The sequence below is a fragment of the Mucilaginibacter sp. R-33 genome (genome assembly GCF_049949235.1).
Lineage (GTDB): Bacteria > Bacteroidota > Bacteroidia > Sphingobacteriales > Sphingobacteriaceae > Mucilaginibacter.
This window is the reverse complement of sequence record NZ_CP188089.1, coordinates 6,335,243-6,350,770: the sequence shown is the minus strand read 5'-3', so window position 1 is coordinate 6,350,770 and position 15,528 is coordinate 6,335,243. Positions and strand designations below refer to the sequence as shown.

Sequence of the window (15,528 nt, the reverse complement as noted above, 5' to 3'; positions counted from 1 at the left end):
TGTTTTTATATTTTCAATTAATGTATGCCCCTGAACAACCGGTTCCACCTTATTTTATTAAAGAAGCTGGCTGTACTGTCAATACTCATCCAGGTAAATAAAGCTTTACCTACTACGTGATCTTCCGGAACAAAACCCCAAAAGCGCGAGTCTTCCGAATTATGACGATTATCCCCCATCATAAAATAGTAGTTAAGCTTAAAGGTATAAGTATCGGCTTTTTTTCCGTTAATCATGATATCCTTACCCACAACATTTACTTTATTATTTTCATAAATCTCAATAGCACGGCCGTAAACCGGGAAAGTCAGGCTATCCAGTTTAACTGTCCACCCTTTTTTTGGGATAATGATTGGGCCGTAGTTGTCAACATTCCATTTAAAGTCAGGAAAATTAGGTGTGATCTTATAACGCGGGTACTTGGCAGGGTAAACCGGGTTCAGCGGGTCACTGGTACCCTTAAGCGTTACCGCAGGCACAATTGATTTTACATTTGAATAAGTTTTCAAAGTAGCTGCCGATTCTTTCCCCATCATCATTTCATAACGGTTGCCGGTATTGCCCCTGATATCTATCTTAAGTTCGTTCAAAATAGCCGGGTTAAATTCCTGCCCATTGGTTTCAACAAAATAACCTTCCTTTCCTCTTTCGGGGTTTGGCGCTGCCTTACCATTAATATACACCTGTGCATTAACAACACTTAAGGTGTCTCCGGGGGTACCCTGGCAGCGTTTGATAATGTTTTCGCGTTTATCCACCGGCCTGAAATAAGGGGAATCGGCCTCTATCGGCGCGTTAAAAACCACGATGTCCTGCTTTTTTATATCACTTAAACCCGGCAGGCGATAATAAGGCAATTTTACTCCGCCCCAGTAAGCTTGAGTCCCCCAGGGAGTAGTATGGTGCATAAAAGGAAACGAAACAGGCGTTATAGGCATCCTTGCGCCATAGTTAACCTTGCTTACAAACAGGTAGTCGCCAATTAAAAGTGAGTTTTCCATCGAGCCGCTGGGGATAACGTAGGCCTCGATAAACAGCGTACGGATGAGGGTAGCTGCTATTACTGCAAATATGATAGCATCGCCCCATTCACGAAGCGCGCTTTTTTTCTTTTTTACTTTAGTTGAGTCTTTCTTCTTCCAGAATTTCCAGTTCATATGGTGTATCGAATGTGCAAATTACAGATGTGCAAATGTGCAGATTTTTAATGTTTATATTTATGTATAAGATATATGTTACACGTTATATGTTACGCTTTCTCATATTAATTATAGATTCCTATTATTAGGGCACAAATTGATAATTATTTAATCTCTGCACATCCGGCATCTGCATATCTTCCAATTCATCTGCACATCTAAAATCTGCACATCTGCATATCTCTCTAATTAATCCTCCTAAATACCCTGTCCCATCTTATTTTACAAAATGAAGGCGAATTGGCATCCCAGCTCATCCATACCAATACGGCTTTACCTACAATATGGTCTTCGGGCACAAAGCCCCAAAAACGCGAATCTTCGGAGTTGTGGCGGTTATCGCCCATCATCCAATAATAATCCATTTTAAAGGTATAACTATCGGCCTTTGCCCCGTTAATCCATATCTCATTACCATTAACCTGCACCTTATTATTTTCATACACCTCAATGGCCCGGCGATAAAAAGGCATGGTCATGCTATCCAGCTTTACCGTCCAGCCTCTTCGCGGAATAATAATTGGCCCCAGGTTATCCTCGTTCCACCTGAAGCGCGGATCATGCGGAAAAACCTCATGATCGTACACCCCTCTTAACTTAATATCAGGCTTCACCGCCTTGATATAGGGATATGTTTTTAGCTTCTCGGCTGATTGTGCAGTCATATTCGCTGTAAAATCAACCCCGGTAAACTGTTGAATATCCGACAGATGAAGGTTATATCGCATATGGGGGCCAAACCCTCCTCCCGAACCATTGGTACGTACCCGGTATTCCATTTCTCCGTTAGGCGGGGCGGTTATCAAACGGTTATTTACGTATACCTGGCCGTACTCCAGCTTTATGGTGTCGCCGGGCGTGCCCTGGCACCGTTTAATATAATTTTCCTGCTTATCTACAGGACGGTAAAACGGCGAATCGGCATCCATTGGATAGTTAAATACTACTGCATCACCCTTTTTCACTTCGCTGAAACCCGGCAGCCGATAGTAGGGCAGCTTAATACCATCCCAATAGGCTTTAGTGCCGGTGAGCGGCATAGTGTGGTGTGCAAATGGAAATGCTATGGGGGTTATAGGCAGGCGTGCACCGTAATTGATCTTGCTCACAAATAAAAAATCGCCTACCATTAGTGAGCTCTCCATAGATGATGAAGGGATGGTGAAAGCCTCGAGGAAAAGCCCGCGAATAACTGTTGCCGCTATTATAGCGAAAAGGATAGCTTCCGTCCATTCCCTTAGTGGGGATTTATCAAGATCACGGTATTTTTCCCTGAAATCGTCACTTGCCGACGGGCCAACATAACGGGTGTTTTTATCAAAGCCCCATTTGGGGATAAAAATAAAAGGCAACAACACCGACATGGTGATTTGCCCTATGCCCACCTTGCCAAACGATTTAATAAAATCAATGAGGATGCCGATGCTTATAATAAAGTTTACGCCCGGTATTAAAAGCAACAAAAGGAGCCACAACGGCCGTTGGCTCAACTTAAGCATAATGTAAAGATGGTAAACCGGGATCAGTGCTTCCCACCCCCGGCGACCGGCTTTTTCAAAAAGTTTCCAGTATCCGGCCAGTATTAAAATCAATAGCGGGCCTGTAATGATATAAAACCCTATATAGCCCGCTATTGCCATTTATATTAAAAAGCTATTAGCTGTTAAAATCAAACATGGCTTCAACAGAGTAAAAACCCTTTTTATCGTGCAGCCACTCGGCAGCCAGTACAGCTCCCAAAGCAAACCCATTGCGGTTATGGGCGGTATGCTTAAATTCGATGCTATCCACTTCCGAATCATAAATAACAGTGTGTGTGCCCGGTACACTGTCAATCCTTAATGATTCTATAAGCAATTGGTTAGGAGCAACATTCGCATCGTCATCGCTGTCGTCGGTAGTTAACACATTAATCCACTCATTTTTGGTATCGGTGTTGTTAATGATGCCTTCGGCGATGGTTATTGCCGTACCGCTTGGCGAATCCATTTTTTGGGTATGGTGGATCTCTTCAACCTGTACTTCGTAATAAGGGTACTTGTTCATGACTTTAGCCAACAGCTTATTCACGTAAAAAAACACGTTAACGCCAACGCTAAAGTTTGAAGCCCACAATAATGATTTATTCCCCTCAATACATTGCTGTTTTACTTCCGGTAATTTCTCGTACCAGCCTGTAGTACCAATAACAACAGGCACATTGGCATTAAAGCAATGCTCGATATTTGATAATACGGATGCCGGGGTAGTAAATTCAATTACCACATCTGCTTTTTGCAGGTTTTCGGTTGTAAGGTCATGAAGGGTTTCATGATCAATGGTAAGTACAATTTCATGCTTGCGGCTAAGGGCTATCTTTTCGATGATTTTGCCCATTTTTCCGTAGCCAAGTAACGCTATCTTCATTTCAGGTATAGTGGTTTTCCTTATTAAAACGTAAAGGTAACTTTTATACCCGGAATATAAGCATTATTAGCGCCCTGCGCATAAACCGGCTGATTAATTATACCCGGAGCTACTTTGAACGACAAATTATTATCCACCGTGTATGAGTGGATGAACTTGGCATCGATATAAGCATCAATAGCCTGGATACCCCATACAGCTAAAAAGCCCAGTATGCTCAAATCACGGTTACGCCTTGAATTTTCACGGGCATCGCTCAGGTTGGCATCGGGCACATCTTTATAAAGGTTATATTCTGTATAATAAGGGTCGCCGGGATTAGGAGGAGTACCCTGGCGGTATCTTGATAATGTTAAATATTCCTTGTAATAATGCTGGTTATATATAATGGCCGAGGTTAGCAAACCTAAACCTCCGTAAATTAACGGCACTTTCCACCATCTGTGGTTGTACACCTGTCCCCAGCCCGGTATCATCAAAGAATGTATTACCGCTTTATGTGGAATATGGGTACTATCGGGATGATAGATCTTTTCTTTGGCGGGATCAATTTTTGGGGCAAATGAGCCCGACAGGGTTTTAACAGGATGCTTTACTTTCAGCGTATCACTTTTTTTACTCCCCGTACTATCAACTACCTGAGCCTGTGCAGCAGAAATAAAAAAAGCGGATACAACTAAAAAAAACAGGAATTTATACATTTTTTAAATTAACAATTACCAATCAAGCATTTCAAGGATGCGGCCAAGGTCATCTTCCGAAAGGAAAGGGATCTCGATAACACCGCTTCCGCGGCTGCCAACTTTTAGTTTTACCCTTGTACTAAATTTTGAAGCCAGGTCATCCTGGATCTTCTGCAACTGATATGATACCGGCTCGGGCTGTTTGCCTTCCTTTTTTACCGGCGACTTTTGCATCTCTCTTACCAGTTCTTCAACCTTACGAACGGATAAACCTTCCTTTATAATATGCTGATGTATAAATAATTGTTTGGCAGGATCGGTTAGCGTTAAAATAGCTTTGGCATGCCCCATTGAAAGCTCGCCATCACGAATAGAAGCCTGGATAACCGGCGGCAACCTTAACAGGCGAAGGTAGTTGGTTACTGTTGAGCGGTTTTTGCTCACCCTGTCGCCCAGTTCTTCCTGCTTCAGGTTACATTCCTCAATCATGCGCTGAAAACTCAGGGCAACCTCAATAGCATTCAGGTTTTCGCGCTGAATGTTCTCGATAAGTGCCATTTCCAGCATTTGCTGATCATTGGCAGTACGCACATAAGCCGGGATCTGGGTTAGGCCAGCCAGCTTTGACGCCCGAAAACGACGCTCGCCTGATATCAGCTGATATTTATGTGCCCCTATTTTCCTGAGCGTTATCGGCTGAATTAAACCCTGCAGTTTGATCGACTCTGAAAGCTCGGCCAGTGCCTGCTCATCAAAATCGGTACGTGGCTGAAACGGGTTAACCTCAATTTCGGCCAGTTTTATTTCATTAACCGAGCCAAGGTCATTTACCTCGGCCGGGCTTGTTGTTTCCCTGTTTCTGTTTTGGTATGGTTGTACGTTAGGCGTGTCGTTTAATAGCGCACTCAGTCCCTTGCCCAGGGCATTTCTCTTTTCACCACTCATTTACTATACTGTTGCTGTAGCTGTTGCCTGTTCACCCTTAACCAACCCGTTTTTTTCCAGAATTTCGCGGGCAAGGTTTAAATAATTTATTGCACCCTTACAGGTAGCATCATGCATAATTACCGATACGCCAAAGCTCGGGGCCTCGCTTAAACGGGTATTACGCTGTATAATGGTATCAAAAACCATATCTTCAAAATGGGTCCTAACTTCGTCAACCACCTGGTTGCTCAGGCGTAAACGCACATCGTACATGGTTAACAGGATCCCTTCAATCTCCAGTTGCGGGTTAAGGCGCGATTGAACTATTTTAATGGTATTTAACAATTTGCCCAAACCTTCCAATGCGAAATACTCGCACTGTACCGGTACAATTACTGAATCGGCAGCGGTTAAAGCGTTAATGGTGATCAAACCTAATGACGGCGAACAATCGATAATAATAAAATCATATTCATCCCTCACTTTTTCAAATACCTGTTTCATTTTAAACTCGCGGCCGGTTAAATTGATCATTTCAATTTCAGCACCTACCAGGTCAATATGTGCGGGTAATAAATCAAGATTAGGAGTTTCAGTTTTCTGAATGGCCTCATGAGGATCAACCTCATTGATGATACATTCATAGATACTGTTTTTTATATTGCGAGGATCGAAACCAATACCCGAAGTTGAATTAGCCTGCGGGTCGGCGTCAACCAACAAGGTTTTATAATCTAATACAGCTAAACTTGCAGCCAGATTTATAGATGATGTAGTTTTCCCTACGCCGCCTTTCTGGTTGGCTAAAGCAATAATTTTACTCATTCTATAGTTTAAAAAAATTTATAGTTCTGTGATTTATAACAACGTTAAATAGAAACAGAAATTTCTACTTTCGTAAAGTTTTTATCCGGTGATAAAGATACGGAATTAAATAATGTAGAATTCCACAGCTTTTGCCTATTTACAAACAATATTGATCAATTAGTCAACTATCAATGCGGCAACTAATAAATATTATTACTTAATCATATTTATTACTAAAGCATTCATTAACAAAATATTACAAATTATTCAACAACGATATTACTAATTTGATCAGTCAGCAATTTACTAATAATAAATGATAACCATAATATCGTCAACCAACAGGCCAGGAAGCTCAACGCTCAAACTTGCTAACGTTTACCAACAAAAACTGCAGGAAAAGGGTGTTGAAGCAGGCATCTTATCACTTGCTCAACTGCCTCCAAACGTTATTGAAACCGACCTTTACAACAAACGCAGCCCAGCATTTGAGCCTATCCAGCAAATAGTTACCAATACGGATAAATTCATATTCCTTATCCCCGAATATAACGGCAGCTTCCCGGGTGTACTTAAAGTTTTCATTGATGCCTGTAGTTTCCCCGAAAGCTTTTATGATAAAAAAGCGGCGTTGGTAGGCCTGTCATCGGGCAAGTACGGCAATATCCGCGGTGTTGATCATTTTACCGGCGTTTGTCACTACCTGCACCTGAACATTATGGCGCTTAAACTGCACATAGCCGCCATTCACAAAGAATTTGATGAAGAAGGGCACCTGTTTAAGCCCGATACCATAAAGTTTGTAAACGAGCAGATAGAAAAGATCATTAAGTTTTGATTTTGGTTTTGGTTTGAGGTTACCCGTTGGATTGATTTCAGGCACAAATCAATTTATTTGCTTTAGGCTTTGCGCACTCTGCTTTTAGCTTTATATAATCAGCGCATTATAAGCACCCAGCCCGATAATAGCGGCGCCCCACTTTTAAGATCAATCACATAGTAGTAAGTCCCGGGTGGTAAAGCATATCCTTTATAAGCGCCGCTCCACGGTTTATTATAACCTGTAGAGGCATATACTTTTTGCCCGTTTCGGTTAAAAACATTCAGTGAACATTGCGGATAGGTTGATAAAGCCTCAATATCCCAGTTATCATTTAAACCATCTCCATTGGGCGAAAACGTTGATGGAATAACGATCTTTTTATAAACCCGCACAAAAACTGAGGCATTAACATATCCGCAACCAATACCTGATGAGGCTTTCAGGGTATAAGTAACATCATCGGTAGGGCTGGCAACAGGATTCAGTTTGGTAGGATCGTCGAGTCCATCCGCGGGGCCCCATAAGTAAGTATCTGCATATTTTGCCCCGGCATCCAGTACTACCGATTGCCCTTCAAAAATCTTTTTCTGCGGACTTATACTTACTTCGGGAGTGGGCATAACTGTTACAGTTACTGTTTGGGTTGCAGTACAATCCCCATTGCTTGTTACTGTTACTGTATAAGTGGTTGTTTCGGTTGGCATGGCAGTAGGATTTGCCGCAGTTGGATCAGACAATCCTGTAACCGGCGACCAGCTATAGCTTTTGGCATTGGGCGTAGTTTCATTGAGAATGATTAGGTCGCCCTTACAAATTGGAGCTGGGGTGAGAACAGGTATAACAGGTTTTAAGTTAACAGTTACTGTAACTTTATCTGATAAAGTAGGACAATCACCAGCCGAGAACACAGTAACCTGATAATCGCCATGAGCAGCAACAGTGGCATTGTCAATTACCAGAGGATTTTGAGCTTTATTATTATCGGTAACGCCTGGCCCGGTCCATTCATACCTAATTGCCCCCGGCGTTGCCGTAAGCATAAGCGCATCCCCCTCGCACACCGGCGCAGCGGTTATAACAGGTTTGTCCAGGTAATCGTTAACCGTTACAGTCCGCACATCCGAATAAACACGACAAGTTGACGAATTAATATTATCCCCCTCGGCAGCAGCCATCCTATACTGATAAATGCCCACCGGTTTATCTGAACCAAATTGAAATGAATAGCTGAGATTGGTCGCTCCAGGTATATTTGTCCACGTAACACCGCCGTCTGTGCTGTTTTGCCATTGAACCTTAGGATTGCTATACCCGTTATCCAGATCGGCGATAAGGTTATAATTTTGAACCTGGCCCTTACAGGTATTTTTTGGCTGGGTGTCGTCAACCGTTGTAAATCCTATCTTAATGGTGGGCCCGCAAGCCCTAAATTCAATATCATCAAGCAATAAGTCATTTCCATAGCCCCCCGGACCATTATTTCTGATTTCCAATACAATTTTTGTAACACCTGCACCTGTTGAAAATGGCACACTATATTTAACCCATTCCGGATTTGCGGTAGGTTGTATGGTGTTTGTATCATACTCCGCTAAAACTGTTCCGTCGGTTTTTTTTATGGTAAACAATAAATCGGGTTGCACGGTATTTGCATTACTTGATGAAAGCTTGAACAAATTAAGTACATATGCCGAGAATTCATAGGTTGTATTTTCGCAAAGGTTAAGATCTTTTGTTTCGGTAAAGAAAATGCTTGGCGCGTATGACGCGTTTACGAGCATCATGTATCCGCCGGCGTTGCCTGTATGGTCATGATTTACCGTATGCCAGGTATCATGACAGCCGGTTTGGCTGCTTACAATGGAATATTGACCGTCGTTGGCGCAGTCTGGAACGTAGGTCATACTCGTAATGTCCGACGATAAAGGGCTTCCAATAGTATTAACTCCCGATCCGAAATCAAGTTTTACTACCGGGTCGCCATAACTACCATTACAAACAGCCGTTTTCACTTTAACTTTTGGAAAAGTAAAAGCAAACAAGATCAACAGAAATAATTTAATGAAATTAAAAGGCATTAACCGGTTGAAGAATATAAACATCGAACCATCAAAAATATATTTTTTTGGTTACCCCAGCGTATAAAAGCAATTAAACCACGAATATATTACTCACTGCAAAACAACCATTAATCGTGAACAGTCGTTATCTCCCAAAAGTTAACTATTAGTATACAAAGGCCTGCTAATATGAAAAACAAGCTAATCATATTTCTTTGTGTTGCAGGTGTCATGTTTATGGCTGCAAGCACAAAAAAACCTGCTACGCCTGACTCCAGTTGCGCGCTGGTTAAGGACTGTTTTTTATTCTCCCTTCAGGTGGTTAAGAGTCTCTATTCTTTCTTATAATCCTTATGTACAATCAAGAAACTCGCACGCTCTTCCTTATGAAAAGGAATATTCCAATTACCCTGGTAGGTAATTTTTGTAGGTAGCGGTTCGCCCTGGAAATTATTAAGCTCGATGTTCATCTGCACATTAAAATCAAAGAACATGTTACTGAATTTCATATCGATATAGCGGCCAAGGATCTGAAAGGTACGCTCATCAAAAATGGTGGTCATTTCCTTGATCATGGTATCGCTGTCGGATGTGCTCGGCTTGCACCTCACCTTAAAGCGGTAAACAGGAATGGTGTCGAGGTATTTACCACGCGCAAATTCATAATAGTAATACTGGCGCATATCCTCACTAAAAATTTCCGTTTTGCTGCTGATGAAAGGGATCCCACTTACTTTGCGGCCCGGCGTAAAGATTAAGGTTTTGAGTTTGCTTTTGTACGATTCATTTTTACCTCCCGATCCCGGCAGGGCATCCCCCTTGGTAAAATCGGAATTATACGCGTTCATGAAAATAAAATCGAACATCTCAACCGTGTACAGTTGGTACTTGCCGTTTTTTTTGTAAACGTCACCGCTGTCCTTTTTAGCAACGTATTCTATTTTATGTTTACCGGCTTCATTGCTGTGGAGTATTTTACGGTAGATCCGCCCGTTTACCCGGTTCTTGCTGTCGTAAGTAAAAATTCGGTTTTCGGCAGTAAAGCCAAAGCTTTTCATATTCTGGAAGGCCTTATAAAAGCCTGTATCGGCCAATACCGCATCAATAAAATCCTGCACATTAAGTTTATGTGAGCGGATATCAACCAACGAATCGATAACAATAGTACGGATAGTATCAGGGTTAAAGCGATTGATTTGCTGAGCTTTGGTGAAAAGGCTTGCGCCTATAAGGATAAGGATCAGGAATATTTTTTTCATTGATTGCTTTTTACAGCATGTCATTGCGAGCGTAGCGCGGCAATCGCATGCAATACAGAGCGGATCTGCAGAGTTCGCGATTGCTTCGTACCTCGCAATGACATGGTTTTCAGTTGCCGAGTTGTTTCACCGCCAAATAAGCCATCAAACCGGTACTTATTTTAAATGCATCTTCTTCCACATCAAAAGTAGGTGTGTGCACAGATGAAGTTATTCCCCGGGCTTCGTTACGGGTACCGAGGCGATAGAAACAGCTGCTGGCAGCCTGCGAGTAATAAGCAAAATCTTCGGCAGCCATCCAGATATCCAGGTCGAGCACGTTTTCTTTCCCCAGGTAAGCTTCGGCATGGCCACGGGTGGCATGGGTTAATTTTTCTTCGTTAATTAGGAATGGATAACCACGCATGATATTAAAATCGCAGCTTCCGCCCATGCTTTCGGCAATGCCTTCGGCCATTTTTTTCATGCGTTTGTGAGCTTCCTCGCGCCATTTCTCATCCATGGTGCGGAAAGTACCTTCCAAATAAACCTCGTTAGGGATCACGTTGGTAGCCCCATTGGCTATAACCTTACCAAATGATAATACCGACGGACTTTTAGGATCGGCAAAACGGCTCACCACCTGTTGAAGCGCGGTTAATATATGTGCAGTGATGATAACCGGATCGATATTTTGCTGTGGCTGAGCACCGTGACCGCCTTTACCTTTAACAGTAACATAAAGTTCATCAGTTGAGGCCATATATTTACCTGCACGGAAACCAACTTTACCGGCATCAATCAAAGGCATTACATGCTGGCCCAATACGGCAGCCGGTTTTGGGTTTTCCAAAACGCCCTCTTTAATCATGAGGCTGGCACCGCCGGGCAGTTTCTCTTCGGCCGGTTGAAAGATCAGTTTAACGGTGCCTGCAAACTGACTTTTCAATTCGGTTAATATTTTAGCTGTACCTAATAATGATGAGGTATGCGCATCGTGGCCACAGGCATGCATCACGCCCGGGTTTTGCGATTTATACGGAACATCATTGGCTTCCAATATCGGAAGCGCATCCATATCGGCACGCAACGCAACAACATTGCCGGCGTCAGATGGTTTTTCGCCTTTAATTAGGGCTACCAAACCTGTATCAGCCATTTTATGGTATTCCAAACCAAGTTCTTCAAGCTTGTTGGCTACAAAAACCGAGGTTTGCAATTCATGAAATGAAAGCTCGGGGTTGGCATGCAGGTGACGACGGTTAGCCACTACCTCATTGAATATTTTTGCGGATAACTCCTGTATTTGCTCTTTAATCATTATTAGGATCCGTTTTAGGAAGATTTATTTTTTCGGAAATGATGAATATGCTTGAAAACGACGAGCGCAACTCCTGTACCAGTTTTTCTGCTTCGAGCCGGGTACGGAAATCGCCTGCTTTCACTTTAAAGTTGGGCTCGCGATAGCTGATGTAAGTACGCAGTTCGGGATATTGCTGCTGCAACCGGTTTTGCGCATTGTAGGCATCCTTGCGGTTTGATCCACTGAAGAACTGTACCCGGTAACCGTAGGATGAATAACCGGCGGCATCAGTGCCCGCTGTACTGTTCAACGTAAATCTTTTAGCTATCAGGCTGTCAACCAGCGGGTCTTTGATCACTTCAACCTTGCCGCGTGTTTGGGCAAAGGTTTGGGTTGATGCAAGCAGTAATAAAACAAAAAAGCAGTATCTGATAACGGCTGGTTTAGCTTGATGATCAAATACTGCTTTTTTCATTGGTAAATTTGTTTTAACGCTTCATTAGTAATGGGAATGACTTAGGGGTAAGCCTGTCACCCTGAGCCTGTCGAAGGGTCGCGTGTAAGGGCCCTGCCAACCATGCTTCGACAGGCTACCCATGACACCCTTTTTTAACCGTCATTGCGAGGTACGAAGCAATCCCCGATTGGCAGAGCAGCTATAAAAGCTTGCCCTGTACAGTTTGGGATTGCTTCGTACCTCGCAATGACGTTATTTTTTATTGCCCGCTAAAACGGGTTTAATATTAATTCTGCCCTACGCCGTGGCAGTTTTTGTATTTTTTACCGCTACCGCAAGGGCAAGGGTCATTACGGCCAATTTTGTTTTCAACCCTTACCGGGGTGATCTTTTGCGGCTCTTGCGGAAAATCATCCATAGGCACACCGTTACTTTCGCTCACTACTTCGGCCTTGGTGGTTTTCATTTTGCGCAAGTCAAGCTTTGGCTCAGGCCTTGCTTCCCTTACCTCTTCGGCCTGTTGCTGAACCGGGATCCCGCCGCGGAACAGGAAGCTTACAATTTCCTTGTTCACGTTAGCCAGCATCCCCCTGAATAGTTCAAACGCCTCAAACTTGTAAACCAACAGCGGGTCCTTTTGTTCGTAAACCGCGTTTTGTACTGATTGTTTTAACTCGTCCATTTCGCGCAGGTGCTCTTTCCATGCATCGTCGATCAGGTACAGGGTAACGTTTTTCTCGAAAGATTTAAATACCTCGTGACCGTGATTTTCAACCGCCTTTTTAAGCGGAACGGCTACCTGGATACCGTGAATACCATCGCTGAACGGAACAACAATGTTTTCAACATACTGACCGCGGGTTTCATAAACGTCTTTAATAACCGGATAGGCCTGTTGTGCAACTGCTTCCTGTTTACGTTTATAGAAATCCATTACCGTTTGGAAAGTCAAATCGGTTAATGCCGGAATTGTTGTTGATGCAAATTGATCAGCGCTAAGCTCAATATCAACTGAGAACAAGCGGATCACTTCTAAGGTAAAGCCTTCGTAGTTGGCACTTTCTTTATATTCGGTAACAATGTCCTCAACCACATCAAAAATGGTGTTGCTCAGGTCAACATCCAAACGCTCGCCAAACAATGCATTTTTACGTTTAGTGTAGATTACTGTACGCTGTGAGTTCATCACGTCGTCATATTCCAGTAAGCGCTTACGGATACCGAAGTTGTTTTCTTCCACTTTTTTCTGTGCACGCTCAATTGATTTGGAGATCATGGAGTGTTGGATCACTTCTCCTTCTTCAATACCCATACGTACCATCAGGCTTGAAATCCGCTCTGATCCGAATAAACGCATCAGGTTATCCTCTAACGATACGAAGAACTGTGAAGAACCTGGGTCACCCTGGCGACCAGAACGACCGCGCAACTGCCTGTCGACACGGCGCGATTCGTGACGCTCGGTACCCACAATGGCTAAACCACCGGCTTCTTTAACGCCGGGGCCCAATTTAATATCCGTACCACGACCAGCCATATTGGTAGCAATGGTGACAGTGCCGGCTTTACCAGCTTCAGCCACAATATCGGCTTCTTTCTGGTGCATTTTGGCATTCAGTACGTTATGTTTGATACCGCGCAACTTAAGCATACGGCTTAATAATTCAGAAATTTCAACCGATGTTGTGCCAACCAGTACCGGGCGGCCAGCCTGGGTAAGGCTAACAATTTCTTCGGCTACCGCGTTGTATTTTTCACGTACAGTGCGGTAAACTAAATCCTGTTTGTCTTCGCGGGTGATGGCGGAGTTAGTTGGAATTTCAACCACATCCAGTTTATAGATCTCCCAAAACTCACCAGCCTCAGTAACAGCGGTACCAGTCATGCCGCAAAGCTTATGGTACATCCTGAAGTAGTTTTGCAGGGTGATGGTTGCAAAAGTTTGCGTAGCATCCTCAACCTTAACGTTTTCTTTAGCTTCAATAGCCTGGTGTAAGCCATCAGAGTAACGGCGGCCGTCCAATACACGACCGGTTTGTTCGTCAACTATCTTTACCTTGCCTTCGTCAAGAATGTATTCGGTATCTTTTTCAAAAAGGGTATAAGCTTTCAGTAACTGGTTAACCGAATGGATACGTTCAGATTTGATGGAGAAGTCACGCATCAATTCGTCTTTACGGGCGATCTTTTCTTCAGCGCTTAAGGATGATTTTTCAATTTCAGCAATTTCGGTACCTACATCAGGCATCACAAAAAAGTGAGGATCTTCGCCGGATGCGGTGATCAGCTCGATACCTTTTTCAGAAAGCTCAACCTGGTTATTTTTTTCGTCAATAACGAAGAATAACTCAGAGTCAACCTTAGGCATTTCCTTGCCCTGATCCTGCATGTAGTGATTTTCTACTTTTTGCAGGATGGTACGGTTGCCGCCTTCACTCAAAAATTTAATTAATGCCTTGCTTTTTGGCAAACCACGGAAAGCACGTAACAAAGCTAAACCACCACCATCAACATCGGTATTACCATCGTTAATAGCTTTTTTAGCTTCGTTCAATACGCCATTAACGTAGTTTTTTTGCGCATTAACCAAACGCTCGATGCGTGGTTTCAACTCATAAAACTCATGCTCATCACCACGTGGTATAGGGCCTGATATAATTAAAGGTGTACGGGCGTCGTCAATTAAAACAGAGTCAACCTCATCCACCATGGCATAATGCAATTTGCGTTGTACCAGCTCTTCCGGGCTGCGTGTCATATTGTCACGCAGGTAATCGAAACCAAATTCGTTGTTGGTACCAAATGTAATATCGGCCAAATAAGCGGCACGGCGCTGCTCAGAGTTTGGCTCATGTTTGTCGATGCAATCAACAGATAAACCGTGGAATTCATACAACGGGCCCATCCACTCACTATCTCGTCGGGCCAGGTAATCGTTCACCGTTACGATGTGAACGCCTTGTCCGGCTAAAGCGTTAAGATATGCAGGCAGCGTGGCTACCAGCGTTTTACCTTCACCTGTCGCCATTTCCGATATTTTACCCTGATGCAGTACAGTACCGCCGATCAGCTGTACATCATAATGAACCATGTTCCAGGTAACCTCGTTGCCGGCTGCTATCCATGTGCTGCTATGAAAAGCTTTATCGCCTTTAATAGTAACGTTTGGTTTGCGGGCAGCAAGCGTTCGGTCAAACTCGGTAGCGGTAACTTCTAATGAACTATTGGCAGCCAGGCGGCTTGCTGTTTCTTTAACTACCGCAAATGCCTCGGGCAATATATTCATCAATATATCTTCAAGTTCTTTATTACGGTCTTTTTCAAGCTTATCAAGCTGAGTATAAAGCTCAACTTTTTCGGCTACATCCATATCAAGCTCGTTTTCTGTACGATCTTTAATGGCTTGTATTTCACTGTCGATACCAGAAAGGCCTTCGGCAATGGTTTCTTTAAAATATATGGTCTTAGCCCTAAGCTCATCATTACTCAGGGAGCCAAGCTTAGCATATTCAGCCTTAATTTTCTCAACTATAGGCTGTATACTTTTTACATCCCGTTCTGATTTGCTTCCGAAAAGCTTACTGATAAAATTTAACATATTATTTTATTATGATACAACCCGGTT

12 protein-coding genes are annotated in these 15,528 nt (G+C 43.1%); 1 reads left to right on the top strand and 11 read right to left on the bottom strand.

The annotated features are described in order from the left end of the window. Window positions 1-17: 17 nt before the first annotated feature. The 6 genes from lepB (ACP26M_RS26455) to ACP26M_RS26430 form a co-directional block, all read right to left on the bottom strand. Window positions 18-1,157 (bottom strand): signal peptidase I, encoded by a 1,140-nt coding sequence (gene lepB, locus ACP26M_RS26455; RefSeq protein ID WP_090529429.1) that lies wholly within the window; start codon window positions 1,155-1,157, stop codon window positions 18-20. A gap of 227 nt (window positions 1,158-1,384) precedes the next feature. Then, complete coding sequence (gene lepB / locus ACP26M_RS26450; RefSeq protein ID WP_426584728.1) at window positions 1,385-2,839, bottom strand: signal peptidase I; 1,455 nt, start codon at window positions 2,837-2,839, stop codon at window positions 1,385-1,387. A 16-nt stretch (window positions 2,840-2,855) separates the two neighbouring features. Continuing rightward, window positions 2,856-3,605 carry a 4-hydroxy-tetrahydrodipicolinate reductase gene (gene dapB / locus ACP26M_RS26445; protein WP_091165245.1) on the bottom strand — a complete coding sequence of 250 codons (750 nt, stop codon included), beginning with the start codon at window positions 3,603-3,605 and terminating at the stop codon, window positions 2,856-2,858. A gap of 23 nt (window positions 3,606-3,628) precedes the next feature. Next, window positions 3,629-4,306 carry a DUF5683 domain-containing protein gene (locus ACP26M_RS26440; protein ID WP_426584725.1) on the bottom strand — a complete coding sequence of 226 codons (678 nt, stop codon included), beginning with the start codon at window positions 4,304-4,306 and terminating at the stop codon, window positions 3,629-3,631. A 15-nt stretch (window positions 4,307-4,321) separates the two neighbouring features. Then, window positions 4,322-5,233 (bottom strand): ParB/RepB/Spo0J family partition protein, encoded by a 912-nt coding sequence (locus ACP26M_RS26435; RefSeq protein WP_426584723.1) that lies wholly within the window; start codon window positions 5,231-5,233, stop codon window positions 4,322-4,324. A 3-nt stretch (window positions 5,234-5,236) separates the two neighbouring features. Further along, window positions 5,237-6,040: a ParA family protein gene (locus ACP26M_RS26430; RefSeq protein ID WP_090529444.1), complete on the bottom strand. Its 804-nt coding sequence runs from the start codon at window positions 6,038-6,040 to the stop codon at window positions 5,237-5,239. 298 nt (window positions 6,041-6,338) lie between these two features. Between ACP26M_RS26430 and ACP26M_RS26425 the strand changes: the two genes are divergently transcribed. Beyond that, window positions 6,339-6,860 (top strand): NADPH-dependent FMN reductase, encoded by a 522-nt coding sequence (locus ACP26M_RS26425; RefSeq protein WP_426584721.1) that lies wholly within the window; start codon window positions 6,339-6,341, stop codon window positions 6,858-6,860. Between the two features lie 98 nt (window positions 6,861-6,958). On the opposite strand, the gene ACP26M_RS26420 is transcribed toward ACP26M_RS26425, so the two are convergent. From ACP26M_RS26420 to secA, 5 genes are all read right to left on the bottom strand, one after another. After that, entirely contained in the window at window positions 6,959-8,923 is a 1,965-nt protein-coding gene (locus tag ACP26M_RS26420) for a gliding motility-associated C-terminal domain-containing protein (protein WP_426584719.1), read from the bottom strand. Window positions 8,924-9,237: 314 nt separating this feature from the next. Further along, entirely contained in the window at window positions 9,238-10,164 is a 927-nt protein-coding gene (locus ACP26M_RS26415; protein WP_426584717.1) for a hypothetical protein, read from the bottom strand. Window positions 10,165-10,273: 109 nt separating this feature from the next. Continuing rightward, complete coding sequence (locus ACP26M_RS26410) at window positions 10,274-11,464, bottom strand: M20 metallopeptidase family protein (RefSeq protein ID WP_090529452.1); 1,191 nt, start codon at window positions 11,462-11,464, stop codon at window positions 10,274-10,276. Further along, complete coding sequence (locus ACP26M_RS26405; RefSeq protein ID WP_426584715.1) at window positions 11,457-11,921, bottom strand: SPOR domain-containing protein; 465 nt, start codon at window positions 11,919-11,921, stop codon at window positions 11,457-11,459. The genes ACP26M_RS26410 and ACP26M_RS26405 overlap by 8 nt, the downstream gene beginning before the upstream one ends. 268 nt (window positions 11,922-12,189) lie before the next feature. After that, entirely contained in the window at window positions 12,190-15,501 is a 3,312-nt protein-coding gene (secA, locus tag ACP26M_RS26400) for a preprotein translocase subunit SecA (RefSeq protein ID WP_426584713.1), read from the bottom strand. Window positions 15,502-15,528 lie beyond the last annotated feature (27 nt).

What these genes read in the sequence shown, in the direction of transcription:
- lepB (WP_090529429.1), bottom strand. Translation starts at nt 1,157, where the DNA reads ATGAACTGGAAATTCTGGAAGAAGAAAGACTCAACTAAAGTAAAAAAG.
- lepB (WP_426584728.1), bottom strand. Translation starts at nt 2,839, where the DNA reads ATGGCAATAGCGGGCTATATAGGGTTTTATATCATTACAGGCCCGCTA.
- dapB (WP_091165245.1), bottom strand. Translation starts at nt 3,605, where the DNA reads ATGAAGATAGCGTTACTTGGCTACGGAAAAATGGGCAAAATCATCGAA.
- ACP26M_RS26440 (WP_426584725.1), bottom strand. Translation starts at nt 4,306, where the DNA reads ATGTATAAATTCCTGTTTTTTTTAGTTGTATCCGCTTTTTTTATTTCT.
- ACP26M_RS26435 (WP_426584723.1), bottom strand. Translation starts at nt 5,233, where the DNA reads ATGAGTGGTGAAAAGAGAAATGCCCTGGGCAAGGGACTGAGTGCGCTA.
- ACP26M_RS26430 (WP_090529444.1), bottom strand. Translation starts at nt 6,040, where the DNA reads ATGAGTAAAATTATTGCTTTAGCCAACCAGAAAGGCGGCGTAGGGAAA.
- ACP26M_RS26425 (WP_426584721.1), top strand. Translation starts at nt 6,339, where the DNA reads ATGATAACCATAATATCGTCAACCAACAGGCCAGGAAGCTCAACGCTC.
- ACP26M_RS26420 (WP_426584719.1), bottom strand. Translation starts at nt 8,923, where the DNA reads ATGCCTTTTAATTTCATTAAATTATTTCTGTTGATCTTGTTTGCTTTT.
- ACP26M_RS26415 (WP_426584717.1), bottom strand. Translation starts at nt 10,164, where the DNA reads ATGAAAAAAATATTCCTGATCCTTATCCTTATAGGCGCAAGCCTTTTC.
- ACP26M_RS26410 (WP_090529452.1), bottom strand. Translation starts at nt 11,464, where the DNA reads ATGATTAAAGAGCAAATACAGGAGTTATCCGCAAAAATATTCAATGAG.
- ACP26M_RS26405 (WP_426584715.1), bottom strand. Translation starts at nt 11,921, where the DNA reads ATGAAAAAAGCAGTATTTGATCATCAAGCTAAACCAGCCGTTATCAGA.
- secA (WP_426584713.1), bottom strand. Translation starts at nt 15,501, where the DNA reads ATGTTAAATTTTATCAGTAAGCTTTTCGGAAGCAAATCAGAACGGGAT.